Source organism: Stutzerimonas sp. Brlt_14, from assembly GCF_051948915.1.
GTDB classification, from domain to species: Bacteria; Pseudomonadota; Gammaproteobacteria; order Pseudomonadales; family Pseudomonadaceae; genus Stutzerimonas; species Stutzerimonas stutzeri.
The window spans coordinates 216975-237023 of the sequence record NZ_JAYJLM010000004.1 but is presented as its reverse complement, the minus strand read 5'-3'; the positions used below and the strand labels follow the sequence as shown (position 1 = coordinate 237023).

General features: G+C 65.2%; 13 protein-coding genes and 3 tRNA genes. 7 read left to right on the top strand and 9 right to left on the bottom strand.

Translation table 11 applies throughout. The features are described 5' to 3' along the window. Nucleotides 1–111 precede the first annotated feature (111 nt). From VF716_RS11485 to rluD, 6 genes are all read right to left on the bottom strand, one after another. Nucleotides 112–187 (bottom strand) — tRNA-Lys (locus VF716_RS11485). A gap of 5 nt (nt 188–192) precedes the next feature. Then, a tRNA-Pro gene (locus VF716_RS11480) sits at nt 193–269 on the bottom strand. A 9-nt stretch (nt 270–278) separates the two neighbouring features. Continuing rightward, nucleotides 279–354 (bottom strand) — tRNA-Asn (locus VF716_RS11475). 186 nt (nt 355–540) lie between these two features. After that, nucleotides 541–3105, bottom strand: coding sequence for an ATP-dependent chaperone ClpB (clpB, locus tag VF716_RS11470; protein WP_020305930.1), 2565 nt, complete (start codon nt 3103–3105; stop codon nt 541–543). Between the two features lie 169 nt (nt 3106–3274). Next, entirely contained in the window at nt 3275–4012 is a 738-nt protein-coding gene (gene pgeF, locus VF716_RS11465; RefSeq protein ID WP_017244513.1) for a peptidoglycan editing factor PgeF, read from the bottom strand. After that, nucleotides 4009–4983, bottom strand: coding sequence for a 23S rRNA pseudouridine(1911/1915/1917) synthase RluD (gene rluD / locus VF716_RS11460; RefSeq protein WP_011914661.1), 975 nt, complete (start codon nt 4981–4983; stop codon nt 4009–4011). The genes pgeF and rluD overlap by 4 nt, the downstream gene beginning before the upstream one ends. Nucleotides 4984–5187: 204 nt before the next feature. Between rluD and VF716_RS11455 the strand changes: the two genes are divergently transcribed. The 4 genes from VF716_RS11455 (at nt 5188) to VF716_RS11440 (ending at nt 9582) form a co-directional block, all read left to right on the top strand. Then, nucleotides 5188–6177, top strand: coding sequence for an outer membrane protein assembly factor BamD (locus tag VF716_RS11455; protein ID WP_020305926.1), 990 nt, complete (start codon nt 5188–5190; stop codon nt 6175–6177). A gap of 121 nt (nt 6178–6298) precedes the next feature. Next, nucleotides 6299–6532, top strand: a complete 234-nt coding sequence (locus tag VF716_RS11450; RefSeq protein ID WP_013984074.1) for a PP0621 family protein — start codon at nt 6299–6301, stop codon at nt 6530–6532. Beyond that, nucleotides 6522–8114, top strand: coding sequence for a sensor histidine kinase (locus VF716_RS11445; RefSeq protein WP_061372990.1), 1593 nt, complete (start codon nt 6522–6524; stop codon nt 8112–8114). The genes VF716_RS11450 and VF716_RS11445 overlap by 11 nt, the downstream gene beginning before the upstream one ends. A gap of 130 nt (nt 8115–8244) precedes the next feature. Next, the gene (locus tag VF716_RS11440) at nt 8245–9582 is read left to right on the top strand and encodes a sigma-54-dependent transcriptional regulator (RefSeq protein WP_026006503.1); all 1338 of its coding nucleotides are present in this window, start codon (nt 8245–8247) and stop codon (nt 9580–9582) included. A gap of 43 nt (nt 9583–9625) precedes the next feature. On the opposite strand, the gene VF716_RS11435 is transcribed toward VF716_RS11440, so the two are convergent. Beyond that, the gene (locus tag VF716_RS11435; protein ID WP_011914666.1) at nt 9626–10684 is read right to left on the bottom strand and encodes a DUF2333 family protein; all 1059 of its coding nucleotides are present in this window, start codon (nt 10682–10684) and stop codon (nt 9626–9628) included. A gap of 217 nt (nt 10685–10901) precedes the next feature. Between VF716_RS11435 and VF716_RS11430 the strand changes: the two genes are divergently transcribed. Both VF716_RS11430 and VF716_RS11425 read left to right on the top strand, forming a co-directional pair. Continuing rightward, nucleotides 10902–12497 (top strand): response regulator, encoded by a 1596-nt coding sequence (locus VF716_RS11430; protein ID WP_014597755.1) that lies wholly within the window; start codon nt 10902–10904, stop codon nt 12495–12497. A 127-nt stretch (nt 12498–12624) separates the two neighbouring features. Next, nucleotides 12625–14586: a methyl-accepting chemotaxis protein gene (locus VF716_RS11425; protein WP_108242335.1), complete on the top strand. Its 1962-nt coding sequence runs from the start codon at nt 12625–12627 to the stop codon at nt 14584–14586. Nucleotides 14587–14624: 38 nt separating this feature from the next. Here the strand turns inward: VF716_RS11425 and VF716_RS11420 are convergent, their stop codons facing one another. Further along, nucleotides 14625–16904 carry a YgiQ family radical SAM protein gene (locus VF716_RS11420; RefSeq protein ID WP_014597757.1) on the bottom strand — a complete coding sequence of 760 codons (2280 nt, stop codon included), beginning with the start codon at nt 16902–16904 and terminating at the stop codon, nt 14625–14627. A gap of 168 nt (nt 16905–17072) precedes the next feature. Here VF716_RS11420 and VF716_RS11415 point away from each other — a divergent pair, with 168 nt between their 5' ends. Continuing rightward, nucleotides 17073–18935, top strand: coding sequence for a diguanylate cyclase domain-containing protein (locus tag VF716_RS11415; protein ID WP_440552708.1), 1863 nt, complete (start codon nt 17073–17075; stop codon nt 18933–18935). On the opposite strand, the gene alr is transcribed toward VF716_RS11415, so the two are convergent. After that, nucleotides 18923–19999 (bottom strand): alanine racemase, encoded by a 1077-nt coding sequence (gene alr / locus VF716_RS11410; protein WP_068506196.1) that lies wholly within the window; start codon nt 19997–19999, stop codon nt 18923–18925. The two genes, VF716_RS11415 and alr, sit on opposite strands and share 13 nt — an antisense overlap. Nucleotides 20000–20049 lie beyond the last annotated feature (50 nt).

The window sequence follows — 20049 nt, the reverse complement described above, 5'->3', positions numbered from 1 at the left end:
GATGGCGCACCCGAGCGGTGCGCCATCTGGCAAGCAATAAACGGCAGGCAATAAAAAAGCTGGACGCCCGTATGGACATCCAGCTTTTCATGCTTGCCGAGCAAGCCTGTATGGTGGGTCGTGTAGGATTCGAACCTACGACCAATTGGTTAAAAGCCAACTGCTCTACCAACTGAGCTAACGACCCAAAAATGGTCGGGGTAGGGGGATTCGAACTCCCGACATCCTGCTCCCAAAGCAGGCGCGCTACCGGACTGCGCTATACCCCGATTGGAATTTGGCTCCGCGACCTGGACTCGAACCAGGGACCCAATGATTAACAGTCATTTGCTCTACCGACTGAGCTATCGCGGAACAACTAGCATTCCAGCTCCTTGGCGTTACGTTCCCGCCTCAGAGGCGCGCCATTTTACGGTTCCAAACCCTGCTGTCAACCCTAAAATGCGATTAGCGACAACAGTTTGCGTCCGGCTCGCGACCGCGACCCGTTGATCGGACGACCGCATGGCATTCGTCATGCCATGCGGATTGCCCTGGGCCTCAATCGAAGACGATCTGCTCGCCCTCCACCCGAGCCTTGACGCTGCTGCCCGGGGCGAACTGACCCGCGAGGATCTGCTGCGCCAGCGGGTTCTCGATCCAGCGCTGGATCGCGCGCTTGAGCGGCCGCGCACCGTAAACCGGGTCGTAGCCGACGGCGATCAGCTTGTCCATCGCCTCCTGGCTCAGCTCCAGGCTCAGCTCGCGCTCGGCCAGGCGCTTGCGCAGCCGGCCCAACTGGATCTCCGCGATGCCGGCGATCTGCTCGCGACCGAGCGGATCGAACACCACCACCTCGTCGATACGGTTGATGAACTCCGGACGGAAGTGGTGCGCCACCGCATCCATCACCGCAGCGCGCTGCGCATCGGGGTCGCCAACCAGCTCCTGGATCTGCGCCGAGCCCAGGTTCGAGGTCATGACGATCACGGTGTTCTTGAAGTCTACGGTCCGCCCATGGCTGTCGGTCAGACGACCATCCTCGAGCACCTGCAGCAGCACGTTGAACACGTCCGGATGAGCCTTCTCCACCTCGTCCATCAGCACGACCGAGTAGGGTTTGCGACGCACAGCCTCGGTCAGGTAGCCGCCCTCCTCGTAGCCGACGTAGCCCGGCGGTGCGCCGATCAGACGCGCGACCGAATGTTTCTCCATGAACTCGGACATGTCGATGCGGATCATCGCCTCTTCGGTGTCGAAGAGGAATTCGGCCAGTGCCTTGCACAGCTCGGTCTTACCCACACCGGTCGGACCGAGGAAGAGGAAGGAACCGCTCGGCCGGTTCGGGTCGGCCAGCCCGGCGCGCGACCGGCGCACGGCATTGGCCACTGCCACTACCGCCTCATGCTGGCCGATGACACGTGTGTGCAGCATGTCTTCCATGCGCAGCAGTTTGTCCCGCTCGCCTTCGAGCATCTTCGACACAGGAATGCCGGTCCACTTGGAGACCACCTCGGCGATCTCCTCATCGGTCACCTTGTTGCGCAGCAGCTGGTTTTCCTTCTTGCCGTGCTGGTCGACCATTTCCAGGCTGCGCTCGAGGTCTGGGATGATGCCGTACTGCAGCTCGGCCATGCGCGCCAGGTCGCCCTTGCGCCGCGCCGCCTCGAGGTCGGCCTTGGCCTGCTCGATCTTCTGCTGGATCTGCGCGGAGCCCTGGACCTCGGCTTTTTCCGATTTCCAGATCTCCTCCAGATCCGAATATTCCTTCTCCAGCTTGGCGATATCGTCCTCAAGCTTGGCCAGGCGCTTCTTGGTGGCCTCGTCGTCCTCCTTCTTCAGCGCCTCGCGCTCGATCTTCAGCTGGATCAGCCGGCGGTCGAGACGATCCAGCTCTTCCGGCTTGGAGTCGATCTCCATGCGGATGCGGCTGGCGGCCTCGTCGATCAGGTCGATGGCCTTGTCCGGCAGCTGACGATCCGTGATGTAGCGATGGCTGAGCTTGGCCGCGGCGATGATGGCGCCATCGGTGATGGTCACGCCGTGGTGCACCTCGTAGCGCTCCTTGAGGCCGCGCAGGATGGCAATGGTGTCCTCCTCGCTCGGCTCGTCCACCAGAACCTTCTGGAAGCGGCGCTCCAGGGCGGCATCCTTCTCGATGTACTGACGGTACTCGTCGAGGGTGGTGGCGCCGACACAGTGCAACTCACCCCGGGCAAGAGCGGGCTTTAGCATGTTGCCGGCATCCATGGCGCCCTCGGCCTTGCCGGCACCGACCATCGTGTGCAGCTCGTCGATGAACAGGATGACTCGGCCTTCCTGCTTGGACAGCTCGTTGAGCACGGCCTTGAGACGCTCCTCGAACTCGCCGCGGAACTTCGCACCGGCGATCAGCGAGCCCATGTCCAGCGCCAGCAGACGCTTGTCCTTCAGGCCATCCGGCACCTCGCCATTGACGATGCGCTGGGCCAGCCCTTCGACAATGGCGGTCTTGCCGACACCGGGCTCGCCGATCAGCACCGGGTTGTTCTTGGTGCGCCGTTGCAGGACCTGAATGGTGCGGCGGATTTCGTCGTCACGGCCGATCACCGGATCGAGCTTGCCCTCCTCGGCGCGTTTGGTCATGTCGACGGTGTACTTGTCCAACGCCTGACGCGACTCCTCGGCATTGGGGTCATTGACCGCCGCGCCACCGCGCAGGTTGCTGATGGCGTTCTCCAGGGCCTTCTTGCTCACGCCCTGGGCCAGCAGGAGCTTGCCCAAACGGGTGTTGTTGTCCAGCGCGGCAAGCAGTACCAGTTCGCTGGAGATGTACTGGTCGCCCTTCTGCTGGGCGAGGCGATCGGCCTGGTTGAGCAGACGCGCCAGATCCTGCGACAGGTTCATGTCACCGGTGGGGTTCTGCAGCTTGGGCAGCTGGTCCAGCTCCTTGGTCAGGGCCTGGCGCAGCGCGTTGATGTCGAAGCCGACCTGCATCAACAAGGGCTTGATCGAACCGCCCTGCTGCTCCAGCAGAGCCTGCATCAGGTGCAACGGCTCGATGGAAGGGTGATCCAGGCCAACGGCAATGGATTGGGCATCGGAGAGCGCAAGCTGAAGCTTGCTGGTCAATCGATCGATACGCATGAATGTTCATCCTCAGGTAAAGCGGGCCGGCACCATGAATCGCGCCTTACAAATAACCCGCGAGATGGAGCATAGATGAGGATGATTGTTGGAGATTCAAGGCGGATGACATTGATGCAGGTCATGCCGGGACCGCGGAGTCACGGCGCTGTCGAACCGCTAGGAAGGGCTAAGGCTCCAGCCAGATCAGACTGGCGAAGCGCCCCGTGCGCGAGGCACGGCGATAGGAATAGAAACGCGGATCGCCGAAGGTGCACAGCCCGCCGCCGTAGACGGCTTCGACTCCGACCGCGGCCAGGCGAATGCGCGCAAGCTGATACAGATCGGCCATGAAGCGCCCCTCGTTGCGGCTCGGCACGAATGCCGCCGCAGCCGCCGGGTGCCGCGCGACGAATGCCTCGCGCACCTCGCCCCCCACTTCGAAAGCAGCGGGCCCGATCGCCGGCCCCAGCCAGACCAGCACGTCTTCGGCACGAATCGCCAGCGCCTCGAGCGTTGTTTCCAGCACGCCGCCAGCCAGCCCGCGCCAGCCCGCGTGCGCCGCCGCGACACGACTGGCGGCGCGGTCACAGAACAGCACCGGCAGGCAGTCGGCGGTGAGCACCGCACAGGCTTCGCCCGGCGTCTCGCTCCAGCTGGCATCGGCAGTGGCGCAGACGCCGGGACTTGCCTTCACGGCCACACAGGAATGCACCTGTTCCAGCCAGATCGGCTGGCAACCCAGCACATCGCGCAGATGCTGGCGATTGCTGGCCACCGCAGCCGGATCATCGCCGACATGATCGCCGAGATTGAAACTGTCGAACGGAGCCGCGCTGACACCCCCCTGGCGGGTCGTCACGCAGGCACGAACGCGTGCCGGCGCTGGCCAGTCGGGCAACAGCCAATTCTCGTTGCCGACAGTCACCCGACGAAGGCCTCGCGATCCTGTTGCAGGAGCGTCAGCAGCCAGACGAAGTCGTCCGGCAATGGCGACTCCCACTTCATGCGCTGCCCGGTCACCGGATGATCCAGCTCGAGGAAGCGGGCATGCAGCGCCTGCCGTGGGAACTCGCGCAGCGTCTGCACCAGTGTCGGATTGGCAGCGGGCGGAATACGGAAACGCCCGGCATACAGCGGATCGCCCACCAGCGGGTAGCCGAGGTGGGTCATGTGCACACGAATCTGGTGGGTACGCCCGGTTTCCAGCTTGACCCGCACATGGGTGTGCGAGCGGAAGCGCTCGAGCACACGATAGTGACTGACCGCGGGCTTGCCCCCCTCCACCACCGCCATGCGCTGGCGCTGCTGGCCGTGACGGCCGATCGGCGCATCCACGGTGCCGCCGGTGATGATTACGCCGATGACGATGGCTTCGTAGATACGGCTGACACTGCGCGCCTGCAGCTGCTCCACCAGGCGGGTCTGTGCCTGCAGCGTCTTGGCCACCACCATCAGCCCGGTGGTGTCCTTGTCCAGACGATGAACGATGCCGGCGCGCGGCACGTTGATCAGGTCAGGTACGTGATGCAGCAACGCGTTGAGCAGCGTGCCGTCGGCATGCCCGGCCGCCGGATGCACCACCAGCCCGGCCGGCTTGTCGATCACCAGAATCTGGTCGTCTTCATAGACGATGTCGAGCGGAATGTCCTGCGCCACCCATTCGCCCTGCGCCTGCTGTTCGGCGCTCAGCTCGAGCACCGCACCGGCATGCACGGTGTCGCGGGGGCGCAGCACGGCGCCATCCACCGTCAGCAGACCATCCTTGATCCAGGCCGCGAGGCGCGAACGCGAGTGTTCGGAGAAGAGCTGCGCCGCGACCTGATCGAGACGTTGCCCGCCTAGGTCAAACGGCACCTCGGCACGGAGTTGAATGGCCTGTTTGGAGATCGTGGACATACGGCGAGATAGATTCGTCAGAGAGAGGCGAGCGGCATCCGTTGCTGATGGATGCCCGGAGGACCGCAGATGGCGGAGCGGCCTTTGGTTTCGGCTACACGCTTGTGTTTAAATACGGCGTCTTTGTCCCGGCGCACCGGGGCGCCCATCATAACAGGACGGCTCCGCGCGAGACAGCCAGCCGTCACAGGGACGCAAGCCGCCATGCAAGTGAAACACCTGCTGCTGATCGCCATTTTCGCCCTTACCGCCGCCTGTTCATCCAACGAAACCGTCGACGAAAACCTGGGCGAGGTCGAGCTGTACCAGCAAGCACAGGCCGACCTGGACAACAAGAGCTATACCAGCGCCATCAGCAAGCTCAAGGCGCTGGAGTCGCGTTACCCGTTCGGTCGTTTCGCCGAGCAGGCGCAGCTCGAGCTGATCTACGCCTATTACCGCAACGCCGAGCCGGAAGCTGCACGTTCGGCTGCCGAGCGCTTCATCCGCCTGCATCCGCAGCACCCGAACGTCGACTACGCCTACTACCTCAAGGGCCTGGCCTCGTTCGATCAGGACCGCGGCCTGCTCGCTCGCTTCTTGCCGCTGGACATGACCAAGCGCGACCCGGGCGCTGCCCGCGACTCGTTCAACGAATTCGCCCAGCTCACCAGCCGCTATCCGTACAGCCGTTATTCGCCGGATGCCAAGGCGCGCATGATCTACCTGCGCAACCTCCTGGCAGCCAACGAGATTCACGTCGCCCACTACTACCTCAAGCGCCAGGCCTACGTGGCCGCCGCCAACCGCGGGCGCTATGTGGTGGAAAACTTCCAGGGCACACCGGCCGTGGCGGACGGGCTGGCTGTGATGACCGAGGCCTACCAGCGCCTTGGCCTCGATGACCTCGCCGATGCCAGCCTCAAGACCCTTCAACTCAACTACCCGGATCATGCCACCCTCGAGGACGGCAAGTTCACCCCCATCGAGCGCGAAGAAGACACCCGCAGCTGGCTGAGCAAGGCCACGCTCGGCCTGATCGAAGGCGAAGCGCCGCGTCCCGACACCTCCCGTGCCAACCGTGACGTGTTGCGCCAGTACGAGAACGCTGCGCGTGATCTGCCGGAAGAACTGCGCCCCGTACTCAAGGAAGTGGAACAGCAGGAGCCGAAGCGCTCCTGGTGGAGCCGCCTGACCTTCGGCCTGTTCGACTGAAATGGGCTGACCATGCGCCGCTGCGTCGAGCCCTGTGCTCGTCGCCGTCGGCGCACCGGGCCAGGACCGGCCCTGGCTAGACCGGTGGCCGGTCGCCACGCATAAACAGGAAGGAATCGATATGGGGCTGTTTCGACTGCTGTTCTGGATCGCACTGATCGCCGCCGCGTTCTGGCTGTGGCGCCGCCTGACCCGAAAGAAGACGCCTACCGCGCAACAGCAGGGCAGCCTGCCGATGGTCCGCTGCGCTCAATGCGGCGTGCACGTGCCGCAGAACCAGGCCCTGCAGGCCCATGACCGCTGGTACTGCAGCCAGGCTCACCTCGAGCAGGACAGCACCTCTGGTGGGCACTGAGAACCTCACCTTCTTCGGCGATCAGGGGCGGCGCATCCTTCGCCTGTATCACCTCTACCGCCTGACCATTGGCCTCGCGCTGGTGCTGCTGATCAGCAGCGACCTGCACAACGATCTGCTGCAGATGAGCAATCCGCGGCTGTTCCAGTACGGTGCCTGGCTCTATCTGATCCTCAACATCATCGTCGCGGTGCTGGTGCAGAGCCCCAAGCGCGACCTGCCAGTGCTCAGCCTGGCGCTGATGGACGTGATCCTGCTGTCGGGATTGTTCTATTTTGGCGGAGGAACGCCGAGCGGCATCGGCAACCTGCTGATCGTCGCCGTCGCCATCGCCAATATTCTCCTGCGGGGGCGGGTCGGTTTCTTCATCGCCGCGGTCGCTGCCACCGGCCTGATCTACCTGACCTTCTACCTGAGCATCAGCCGTTCCGAAGCCAGCAGCCAGTACGTCCAGGCCGGTGCGCTCGGCACGCTGTGCTTCGCCGCAGCCTTTCTCGTCCAGGGACTGACTCGGCGCCTGCAGGTCAGCGAGACTCTGGCCCGCCAGCGCGCCGAGGAGGTCGCCAACCTCGAGGCCCTCAACGCGCTGATCCTGCAGCGCATGCGCACCGGCATCATGGTGTTGGACCCGCAGGAGCGCGTGCTCCTGGCCAACCAGGGAGCGCTGCAGTTGCTCGGCCAGGAATCGCTGGCCGGCGAGCGTCTCGCGCCACGCTGCCCGGAGCTGCTCAAGGCACTGCAGCACTGGCGTGGCAATCCCACACTGCGCCCGCCGAACCTCAAGGCCACCCCCGGCGGACCGACGCTGCAGCCGAGTTTCGCCGCCCTGCAGCACGGCAACAAGCTCGACACTCTGGTGTTCCTCGAGGACATCTCGCAGATCGCCCAGAAGGCCCAGCAACTCAAGCTCGCCTCCCTCGGACGACTCACAGCCAGCATTGCCCATGAAATCCGCAATCCGCTGGGCGCCATCAGCCATGCTGCTCAACTGCTACAGGAATCCGAAGAGCTGGACGGCCCGGATCGGCGGCTGGCGCAGATCATCCAGGACCACTCGCGGCGGATGAATCTGGTCATCGAGAACGTGCTGCAGCTTTCCCGGCGCCGCCAGGCGGAGCCCCAGCTGCTGGATCTCAAATACTGGCTGCATCGCTTCGTCAGCGAGTTCCGCCAGGGGCTCAGCCCACAGCAGACGGTTCACCTGGAAACCATCGGCAGCTCGCTGCAGACGCGCATGGACCCCAACCAGCTGACCCAGGTGCTCACCAACCTGGTGCAGAACGGCCTGCGCTACAGCGGCAAGGAGCACGATCGCGCTCAGGTCTGGCTCCGCCTGTTTCGCGACGAAGCCAGCGATCTGCCGGTCGTTGAGGTCCTCGACGATGGACCCGGCATCGCCGCCGAGCAGTTGCACAACGTTTTCGAACCCTTCTTCACCACCGAGAGCAAAGGCACCGGGCTCGGGCTGTACATCTCCCGCGAGCTGTGCGAGAGCAACCAGGCACGCCTGGACTACCGCGAGCGCGCCGAAGGCGGCAGCTGCTTCCGCATCGTCTTCGCGCACCCGCGCAAGCTGAGCTAGGCGCAGCAGAACAGTTGCCGGCAACGCATCACACATCGACCAAAGCGGCAGCCACGGCGGCGCCGGGAGAGTTAACATGCTCGCCAGCCGCCCGGAAGGCGACCCCCGCTTCAGGAACCAGAGCAAGACCATGACCGCGCGCCAGAAAGCCCTGATCATCGACGACGAGCCGGACATCCGCGAGCTGCTGGAGATCACCCTCGGCCGCATGAAGCTCGATACCCGCAGCGCACGCAACCTCAAGGAGGCGCGCGAGCTGCTGGCACGCGAGCACTACGACCTGTGCCTGACCGATATGCGCCTGCCCGACGGCAGTGGCCTTGAGCTGGTCCAGCACATCCAGCAACAGTACCCACAACTGCCCGTGGCGATGATCACCGCCTATGGCAGCCTGGATACCGCCATCGGTGCACTCAAGGCCGGTGCGTTCGACTTCCTCACCAAACCGGTGGACCTGAACCGCCTGCGCGAGCTGGTCAGTACCGCCCTGCGCCTGCGCGCGCCCGCAGCCGAAGCGCCGGTGGACAGTCGCCTGCTGGGCAGCTCGCCGCCGATGAAAACCTTGCGCAAGCAGATCGGCAAGCTCGCCCGCAGCCAGGCACCCGTCTACATCAGCGGCGAGTCGGGCAGCGGCAAGGAACTGGTGGCACGCCTGATTCACGAGCAGGGCCCGCGCAGCGAAAAGCCATTCGTGCCGGTCAACTGCGGTGCCATTCCGTCGGAGCTGATGGAAAGCGAGTTCTTCGGCCACAAGAAGGGCAGCTTCAGCGGCGCCATCGAGGACAAGCCCGGCCTGTTCCAGGCCGCCAACGGTGGCACGCTGTTTCTCGACGAGGTGGCGGACCTGCCGCTGCCGATGCAGGTCAAGCTGCTGCGCGCCATCCAGGAAAAGGCCGTGCGTGCCGTTGGCGGTGCGCAGGAAGTGATGGTCGATGTACGCATCCTCTGCGCCACCCACAAGGATCTCGCCAGCGAGGTCGCCGCAGGCCGTTTTCGCCAGGATCTCTACTACCGCCTGAACGTCATCGAACTGCGTGTACCGCCACTGCGCGAACGCCGCGAAGACATCGGCCTGCTCGCCGATGTCATGCTGCGCCGTCTGGCGCAGGAATGCGGCGAGGCCACGGCCCGCCTGCATCCCGATGCCCTGGCCAAGCTGGAGAACTATCGCTTTCCGGGCAACGTCCGCGAGCTGGAGAACATGCTCGAACGCGCCTACACCCTGTGCGAAGGCGACGAGATCAAGGCTGGCGACCTGCGCCTGGCGGATAGCCCCGGCCTGCCGGAAAACGGCGAAGCCAGCCTGGCGCAGATCGACAACCTGGAGGACCACCTGGAGGAGATCGAGCGCAAGCTGATCATGCAGGCCCTCGAAGAAACACGCTGGAACCGCACCGCGGCCGCCCAGCGACTGGGGCTGACCTTCCGCTCGATGCGCTACCGCCTGAAGAAACTCGGACTGGACTGAGTGGCAGGCGTAGACGCCTGCCACCGGATACGAACGCTGCGCCCTACCCCTGCGACAGCAGGTTGCGCAGATCGATGATCGCCGCGTTGGCGCGGGAGATGTAGTTGGCCATCACCAGCGAGTGATTGGCCAGCACGCCGTAGCCGCTGCCGTTGAGCACCATCGGGCTCCACAGCGGCTCCTGCGCCGCCTCCAGCTCACGAATGATCTGCCTGACGCTGATCGTGGCGTTCTTCTTGGCCAGCACGTCGGCGAAGTCCACCTCGATCGCCCGCAGCAGATGTGACAGCGCCCAGGCCTGACCACGTGCCTCGAAGAACACATTGTCGATCTGCATCCAAGGCGTCTCGACCACCTGCTCCTTGACCTGCGGCACGATACCGGCCCGCTCCTGCTCCGGTGCGATATCGGCATCCAGGCGCACCCGACCGACACTTGCCGACAGGCGCTGGGACAACGATCCGAGGCGGGTCGCCGCGTCACCCAACCAGTTGTTCAGGTTGTCGGCGCGGGTATAGAACAACGCCTTGGGCTCCGGCTCGCTGAGGCGCGCCAGATAGCGATCCAGACTGCGGATGCCGTTGCGGTATTCACTTTCCGAGGCGGGCAGGGTCCAGCTGCGGTTGTCGAAGTTGAACAGCGGCTCGGCCTTGGCCAGATCCGGGTCCTCAGTGGACTGTGACTGCGAACGGGCGAAATCCTTGCGCAGCGCCCGCGCCAGATCACGAACCTGCACCAGCACGCCGTATTCCCAGCTCGGCATGTTGTCCAGCCACAGCCCCGGCGGGGCGATGTCATTGCTCAGATAGCCGCCGGGCTTGTCCAGCAGGGTACTGGCCACGCGCTTGAGGGTTTCCACCGTGGTATAGCCGCTGACCAGCTGGCGCTGCGAAGCCTCCGCCGCCTGGCGCGTATGCTGCTGTACCGGAAACAGGTCCGGCTCGCGACTCCAGTACCATCCCAGCAGCAGCGTCACCAGCAGGTAGATGCCCAGCAGAGCGGCAAGAATCAGCAGAAGCGGGTTGCCTGCGCGTTGGCCAGCCGCTCCGGCCGAGCCGTTGGAGCGGCCGAGGCGAGCGAAGCGATTCTTCCAATCCGACATGGGCTGTGTGTCCTTCTGGCGAGTTCAGGGGTTCGACCGCCCGGCACCGGAGACGTTGCGCAGGCATGTCTTTACTATAACGCAGGGCCCAGGCGTGCTCAGCGCCAAATTGAGAACCACTACCGCGCAACGCCCTTCCAAAGCGCACCGACGGTGATAGCATGCCGCCATTACAATGCACCAGGGCAGCGCACCTGGCGCGCCAGGAATAATCGCGATGTCGGATCAGGAAGAGCTTAAACAGCATTTCGCCCAGCGGGTCATCCACCAGGCACGGGAAGTGCTGGAGGTCTGGCAGCAACTGCAACGCAGTGAATGGAACGAGGACTACCATGCCGCGTTGACCGAAGCGACGACTCGTCTTCGGCGCTTTGCCGATCGCTTCGAGCAGACCGAGCACAGCGAGCTGGCGTTGAACATCGAGGATTGCCTGAGCGACATCCGCGACAACCGCGGGCGTCTGTCCAGCAGCACCATCTCCACACTGAGTCAGCTGATCTATCGCCTTGCCCGCACCGGACTGCGCCACAGCGATCCGCACAACCAGTCGTTCCTGCCGCCGCTGAGCAAGCCGGTGTACATCGCCCTGCAAGACCAGGAGCGCGCCGAGCATCTGGTACGCCAGCTGGACTTCTTCAGCATGTCCGCACAGGCTTTCAGCAATGTCGCCGCGTTCCGCACGGCGATGCATCGCCGGCACCCGGCCGCCATCGTGATGGAGGTGGACTTCAACGGACCGGGCGAAGGGCTGCGCCTCGCCGAACAGGTGCAACTCGGTCTGGAGCCGAAGCTGCCCATGCTGTTCTTCAGCCACGCCGAAACCGACACGCCGACTCGCCTGGCCGCCGTCCGCGCCGGCGGTCTGGAGTTCTTCACCGGCACCCTGGACGCCAGCAGCCTGCTGGAGAAGATCGAGATCTTCACCCGCACCGCGCATTACGAGCCGATTCGCGTGCTGATCATCGATGACTCGCGTGCCCAGGCGACGCATACCGAGCGGGTGCTGAACAACGCCGGCATCGTCACCCAGACCCTGACCGAGCCGATCCAGGCCATCGGCGCACTCGCCGAGTTCCAGCCGGACCTGATCATCCTCGACATGTACATGCCCGACTGCCAGGGCACCGAGCTGGCCAAGGTAATCCGTCAGCATGAGCGCTACGTCAGCGTGCCGATCATCTACCTGTCCGCCGAGGACGATCTGGACAAGCAGTTGGACGCCATGGGCGAAGGCGGCGACGACTTTCTCACCAAGCCGATCAAGCCGAGCCACCTGATCGCCACGGTACGCACCCGCGCCACCCGCGCGCGCAGCCTGAAGGCGCGCATCGTGCGCGACAGCCTCACCGGTCTGTACAACCACACCCACAGCCTGCAGCTGCTCGAGGATGCTCGCTTCCGCGCCCGTCGCGACAATCGACCGCTGAGCTTCGCCATGCTCGACATCGATCACTTCAAGCAGGTCAACGACACCTTCGGCCACCCCATGGGTGACCGGGTCATCAAGAGCCTGGCGCTGTTTCTCAAGCAGCGCCTGCGCAAGACCGATCACATCGGCCGCTACGGTGGCGAGGAGTTCGCCGTGGTGCTGCCAGACACCCCGGCAGAGGCCGCCTGCAAGGTGCTGAACGAGATCCGCCAGCGTTTCGCCGAGATCCGTTTCCCGGCGCAGCCGCGCGATCTGAGCTGCACCTTCAGCTGCGGCATCACCGAGCTGACCGCCGATGCCGAGGTCAAGACGCTTACCCAGCAGGCCGACGAGGCGCTCTATCGTGCCAAGCACGCCGGTCGTAACCGCGTCGAGCGTTACTAGCCGCCAATACAGGCGCGGCCGCCAACGTCGCGGGTCGTGTAGCGATCGTCGGAGCGGCCGGCTGTCACGCGAATGACATCAAACTGCCATACCTTGCAAGGCCTCCGAATTGCTTTGCGAGGCGAGCATGCGCCTGAAGTCGCTCACCACTCTCAATACCCTGCTGCTGATCGCGGTGTGTCTGGCACTGGGCGCGACGCTCTGGTGGTCCGAGCGCGCCATGGAGCGTCCCTACCTGCTGATGGTGCGCTATCTGGCGCTGTCCCAGCAGTTTCAGCAGCAGGCGGTGGACAACATTCACGGCTACCTCGCCAGCGGTGACGCGCTGCGCCACAGCCAGGCGCAGCAGGCGCTCACCGAATTCGCCGATGACAGCAGCGCGCTACCGGAGGACCTGGCAGCGCGGCTGCGTCCCAGTCTCGCCGAACTGTCGCGCTTCACCGCCGACGAGCTGCTGGCCGCGGGCAAGCTGGCCGGCGACCCGCAAGGGCTGCTGCTGCAGGCCGAGCGCGAAATGGCCGGCGTGCTCTCGCAGCTCGACGACTACCGCGCGCACGCCGATCATCCACGCGCCGCAGACTACCAGCGCCCCCTGTTCGCCGCCGGGCAGCAGCTGTTTCGTCTGAGCCACGCCCGCGGCAAGCTGGTGAGCAGCGGCCGTGACGAGCTGAACTCCGAGGTGGAGCAGGTGCTGCGCAGCCTGGAGCAGGAGGCGGCACGACTCGACACGCTGCCGCTGCTCGGCGTGCTCACCCAGAACCAGTCCGCCACCAGCACCTTTGCCGCGCTGCTCGACCTGGGGGCGGCAGCGGATCAGCACAGCGAAGACCGTGGTATTGCCCTCAAGCGCGAGTTCGCCAGCCTGATCAAGCGCTACCCGGCCGAGCTGCAGCGCACCCGCGAGCTGATCCGCCAGCGTAGCGCGCTGCTCGACAGCAGCGCGCAGAAGATCGCCAGCGTCGAGCAGGCGCTGGCCGCGCTGGAGCCCGCGGTACGGGCCGAACACAGCCGCATCCAGAGCGAAGTGCGCCTGATCCAGATCGGCATCATTGCGCTGATCCTGCTCATCGCTCTGGCCATCGACCGCCTGCAGCGTCAGCTGACTCGAGCCCTCGGCCAGCTGGTGCCGGCTTTGTCCAACTGGGCGCGAGGTGACTTCAGCGCAGAGGTACGCATCGCGAGCCGGATTCGCGAGATCGACGACATCGAGACCTCGCTGAACCAGCTGCGTACCTACCTGCTGGAACTGGTCGGCACGCTGCGCAAGCAGGCGACGCGCGTCGCCGAAAGCAGCCGCAGCCTGGACGAGATGAGCAGCAGCCTGCATGACGGCGCCCAGCGCCAGACCGGCGACACCGCGCAGATTCGCGACTCGCTCGGCGAGCTGGAGGCGACCATCCAGCAGGTGGCCGATGGCGCCGGCGAAGCCGCCCAAGCCAGCCGCGCAGCGGCGCGTGCGGTGCAGCACGGCCAGCAGGTCATCGGCGAGAGCCTGACCGGCCTGCATGGGCTGGTCAGCGAGGTGCAGGGCAACGCTGTGGCAATCGAACGACTGGCCGACGAAACCGTCACTATTGGCAAGGTCCTGACGGTCATTCGCGCGATTGCCGAGCAGACCAATCTGCTGGCGCTCAATGCGGCGATCGAAGCAGCCCGCGCCGGTGGTCACGGCCGCGGCTTCGCGGTGGTCGCGGACGAAGTGCGCTCACTGGCACAGCGTACCAGCGGGGCCACCGAGGAAATCCAGCAGCTGATCGGCCGTCTGCAGCAGGCCGCGCGGCAGTCCGTGGAGGCGATGCGCAGTCAGGTCGAGCATGCCGAAAGCACGGCCAGCCTGGCGCAAAGCGCCGATCAGGCCCTGGAACAGATCGTCTCGACCATAGCCAGCATCAACCATATGGCCGAGCAGATCGCCCAGGCCACGGCCCAGCAGGGCGAAGCGGTGGGCGAAATCCGTGGCCACAGCGAACGTATCCATCAGCTGGGCGATGCCAACCTGGGGCACATCAGCCGCGGCCGGGAGCAGAGCGCCGAGATGCTGCAACTGGGCAGCGAGCTGGATCGAGCGACCCAGGCCTTTCGCTTCTAGCCGGCGCGCTTGCCGATGGGCGCTCCAGACGATGCCCGCTAGCGCGGCGCGACCGGACGCTGCGGCTTGCGGCCCTTGCCGGCGGGCTTGCCACCATTGGCCGCCTTGCGCCGCGCCTCGGCGGCGGCCTTGGCCTGCTCGCGCTTGTCCCAGGCGTTGCCGTCGTGGCTGCGCGGCGGCAAGCCGTTGTGCTGGGTGAGGATCTTGCCACCCTGCCCGGCCTTCTTGCTGCCGACCGGCGTGGAGTTCTTGCGTCGCGCGCTCTGGTAGCCGTCCACCGCCGGCTGGTGCGCCGGAATCAGCTGGTGCTTGCCGCTGCCGATCAGGTCGGCACGACCCATGCGAATCAGAGCCTCGCGCAAGAGCGGCCAACCCTTGGGGTCGTGATAGCGCAGGAAGGCCTTGTGCAGGCGACGCTGCTCCTCGCTCTTGACGATGGTCACACCCTCGCTCTTGTAGGTCACCTTGCGCAGCGGGTTCTTGCCGCTGTGGTACATCGCGGTGGCGGTGGCCATTGGCGAGGGATAGAAGGCCTGCACCTGGTCTGCGCGGAAGCCGTTGGCCTTGAGCCACAGTGCCAGGTTGAGCATGTCCTCGTCGGTCGTGCCCGGATGCGCGGCAATGAAGTACGGGATCAGGTACTGCTCCTTGCCCGCCTCTTTCGAGTACTTCTCGAACATGCGCTTGAAGCGGTCATAGGTGCCGATGCCCGGCTTCATCATCTTGTCCAGCGGACCACGCTCGGTGTGCTCCGGCGCAATCTTCAGATAACCGCCGACATGGTGGGTGACCAGCTCCTTGACGTACTCCGGCGACTCAACGGCGAGGTCGTAGCGCAGGCCGGAGGCGATCAGGATCTTCTTCACGCCCGGCAGTGCACGCGCCTTGCGGTACAGCTCGATCAGCGAGCTGTGATCGGTATTGAGGTTCTCGCAGATGCCGGGGAACACGCAGGACGGCTTGCGGCAGTGCTTCTCGATTTCGTGGCTCTTGCAGGCCAGGCGATACATGTTGGCAGTCGGCCCGCCGAGATCGGAGACCACACCGGTGAAGCCCGGCACGTTCTTCATTTCCTCGATCTCGTGCAGGATCGACTCGTGGGAGCGGCTCTGGATGATGCGCCCCTCGTGCTCGGTGATCGAGCAGAAGGTGCAGCCACCGAAGCAGCCGCGCATGATGTTCACCGAGAAGCGGATCATTTCGTAGGCGGGAATCTTCGCGCCGTTGTATGCCGGGTGCGGCACGCGCGCGTAGGGCGCGGCGAACACGTAGTCCATTTCCTCGGTGGTCAGCGGAATCGGCGGCGGATTGAGCCACAGCTCACGGTCGTCGTGACGCTGCACCAGCGCGCGGGCGTTGCCTGGGTTGGTTTCCAGGTGCAGCACCCGGTTGGCGTGGGCGTACAGCGCCGGATCGTTGCGCACCTTTTCGAAGGACGGCAGACGGATCACCGTGCGGTCACGCTCCAGCTTCGGGTGCGGCAGCAGCTCCACCGGCCGGGCTTCGTTCGGGTCGTCTTGCGGCCCCTTGTCCTTCTCGATGGCGCAGGCGGACAGGTCCTGCGTGTTGACGTAGGGGTTGATGATCTTGTCGATCTTGCCCGGGCGGTCGATGCGAGTGGAGTCGATTTCGAACCAGCCTTCGGGTGTGTCCTTGCGAATGAACGCGGTGCCGCGCACGTCGGTGATCGCTTCAACCGGCTCGCCACGCGCCAGGCGCTGCGCTACCTCGACGATGGCGCGCTCAGCATTGCCGTAGAGCAGGATGTCCGCGGTGGCGTCCATCAGGATCGAGCGGCGCACCTTGTCCGACCAGTAGTCGTAATGAGCGATGCGGCGCAGCGAGGCCTCGATGCCGCCGAGCACCACCGGCACATGCTTGTAGGCCTCCTTGCAGCGCTGGCTATAGACCAGACTGGCGCGATCCGGCCGCTTGCCGGCCAGACCGCCCGGGGTATAAGCGTCATCGGAGCGGACCTTGCGATCGGCGGTGTAGCGATTGATCATCGAGTCCATGTTGCCGGCCGCGACGCCGAAGAACAGATTCGGCTCGCCGAGCTTCATGAAGTCGTCTTTGCTCTGCCAGTCCGGCTGGCTGATGATGCCCACGCGAAAGCCCTGCGCCTCGAGCAGACGACCGATGATCGCCATGCCGAAGGACGGATGATCGACATAGGCATCACCCGTGACGATGATGATGTCGCACGAGTCCCAGCCGAGCTGATCCATCTCCTCCCTGCTCATCGGCAGGAACGGCGCCGGACCGAAACACTCGGCCCAGTACTTGGGATAGTCGAACAGTGGCTTGACGGCGTGCATGGCGGAAAACCGGGGCAACGAAAACGGGCGCGGAATATAGCACAAAAAATAACCAAGTCCGACCAGCGTGCAGGGTCTTTATCGACCTTGGCGACGGGCGCGCGCAGTGTCATTGTCGCCCGCTATACTCGCGCCACCCGACCCACGCATCGAGCCCGGGAGATCCTGGTGCACGCCATCCTCCTCGCCCTGCTGCTGTGCCTAGGCACGCTCTTGCCGGCCCATGCCGATACTGCCCTGATCGGCGCGCATGACAGCGGCCGCAGTCTGAATGCCCACGTGGAATTGCTGATGGATCCCGGCGCCGAGTTGAAGGTGACGGACCTGCAACGCCCTGAGGTGCAGGCGCGCTTTCAGCCGGCGCAGGGCAAGGCCAGCGTCGGCCAGAGCCCGCACCCCTGGTGGGTTCGGGTCACGCTGCAGCGGGCCAGCGACGCGCCGTCTCAATGGTGGCTGGAAGTTGGCTCGGTGACCCTGAAAGACCTGCGCATCTATTTGCCGGACGGCAACGGTGGCTGGACCGAGCGTCAATCCGGCGAGCTGGTCGGCTTTCACGAAGGGCGCGACCACGCCTACCGGCGCATGCTGTTCCGCCTGCCGGAGCTTAGCGACCAGCGCCCGCTGACCTTTTATCTGCGCAGCTACGATCCGGCCGGCAACTCCTTTCCGCTCAAGGTCTGGCAGCTCGACGCCCTGCAGGAGCAGGCAGTGGGCGAGAACCTGTTTCTCGGCCTGATCTATGGCCTGATCCTGGCCATGCTGCTGTACAACCTGTTCATCTTCCTCAGCCTGCGCGATACCGCCTATTTCTGGTACGTGATGACCACCAGCGGCGCGCTGCTGATGATCCTGGGCATGACCGGACACGGCTTTCAGTACCTCTGGCCGAACGGACCGGTGCCCTTCTGGCTGGATCGCATCAGCATCCCGGCGCTCTGGGGCTTCAGCGCCTGCCGCTTCACCCAGACCCTGCTGCAGACCCGCCGTTTCGTGCCCTGGGCCCATCGCCTGCTGACCTTCGCCCTGTGCCTCTATGTCACGGCCGTGCTGCTCAACATCTTCGGGCTGCGCGCGTTCGGCGCCTGGGTCTTCGTCGCGCTGGCCCTGACCGCGATCCCGGCCTCGCTCTGGGCCTCGTTCCGCCGCTGGCGCCAGGGTTACTTTCCCGCCCTGCTCTACCTCTGCGGCTTCGGCGTGATCCTGGGCAGCGTCAACCTGCTGTTGCTGCGCGCCACCGGCGTGATTCAGCCGGCGGCCTGGAGCGGCTACGTCTTTCCGCTGGCGGTGGCGGCCGAATCCATCCTGTTCTCCTTCGCCCTGGCCTCGCGCATCCAGATACTCAAGCAGGAACGGGCGGCGGCGCTGGAGCATGCCGACCGGGAGAAGTCCGCGCGACTGAAGCAGGTCCAGGCCAGCGCCGAACAACTCAGCCTGGCGGTGGAGGCGCGTACCGCCGAGCTGGCACAGGCCAACCGGGACCTCAGCGAACGGGAAATCGAGCTCAAACAGGCCGCCTTCCACGACCCGCTGACCGAACTGCCCAATCGCCGCTACCTCATCGAGCGCGTCGAAGCGGCCATCGCCGAGGCCGCGCGGCGCGGTGAGTCGATTGCGCTGCTACTGATCGATCTGGACCACTTCAAGCCGATCAACGACGGCCATGGCCACGACGCCGGTGATCTCCTGTTGCGCACACTGGGCCAGCGACTGCGCAGCCTGGTGCGCAGCAGCGACATGGCAGCCCGGCTGGGCGGGGATGAATTCGCGATACTGCTGACCGGGGCAACCGTTGAACAGGATGCCGGGCAGGTCGCCGAACGCCTGTTGCACGAGCTGTCGTTGCCGGTGCCTTACCGGGGCACCAGCCTGGCGGTGACCGTGAGCGTCGGCGCCGCGTTCTTTCCGCACCATGCCGAGGAGTTCAGCCGGCTCTACAAGGCCGCTGACGAGGCGCTCTACCGCGCCAAGCAGCAGGGCCGGGCGAGCTGGGTCCAGCAGGACGGCCGCGCGCCGGCCGATCAGCCGACATAACGGCGCGGCACCCGCCCGGTCACCTTGGTCAGCAGCTCGTAGCCGATGGTGCCGCAGGCCTGGGCGAGCTCATCGATAGGCATCTGTGCCCCCCACAGCTCCACCGCGTCGCCGAGCTGCGCCTGCGGCAGGTCGGTCAGATCCACGGCGAGCATGTCCATCGACACCCGCCCGGCCAGCGGCACGCGCTGCCCATGGATCACCACCGAGGTGCCGGAAGGCGCGGTACGCGGATAACCATCGGCATAGCCGCAGCTGACGGTGCCGATACGCGAAGGGCGCTGCGCCACCCAGCTCGCACCGTAGCCAACGCTTTCACCGACCGGCACGTCGCGCACCGCGATCAGCGCGCCGGTCAGCGTCATCACAGGTTTCAGTCCAAGCTCCCGGGCGCTCAGCTCGGCGAACGGCGTCGCACCGTAGAGCATGATGCCAGGCCGGATCCAGGCCATATGCGCCTGCGGCAGGGTCAGCACGGCGGCGGAATTGGCCAGCGAACAGTGCTCGAACGGGAGCTCCAGCAGCTCTGCGTAGCGCTCCAGCTGGGTTTCGGTCAGCGCATGGCCACGCTCGTCGGCGCAGGCGAAGTGACTGATCAGATTGAGTTCGCCGACCTGGGCCGCTCCCTTGAGCCGCGCGTGACACTCGCGCAGGCCGTCCACGCTGAAGCCCAGCCGGTGCATGCCCGAATCCAGCTTGAGCCAGACGTTCAGTGGCCGCCCCAGGTCGGCGGCCAGCAGCCAGTCGGCCTGGCGCGCGTCCTGAACGGCGATGTCCAGCCCCAGCTCGGCCGCGCGCAGATACTCGGATGGCTCGAAGCAGCCTTCCAGCAGCAGGATGCGCGCCTCGGGTGCGCATCCGCGAATCACCTCCGCCTCTTCCAGGCAGGCCACGGCGAAACCATCGGCAATCTCGCGCAATGCCGTTACCGCCTCTGGCGCACCATGGCCATAGGCGTTGGCCTTGACCACGGCGAAGGCCTTGCGCTGGGGTGCGCATTGTTTGGCGAGCAGGTAGTTGTGACGAAGCGCGGTCAGGTCGACCGTGGCAACCAGCGGACGCATGGGACTGTTCCTGTACAACGGCGGGTGAGGCTGGAATCTTACTCCGCTCG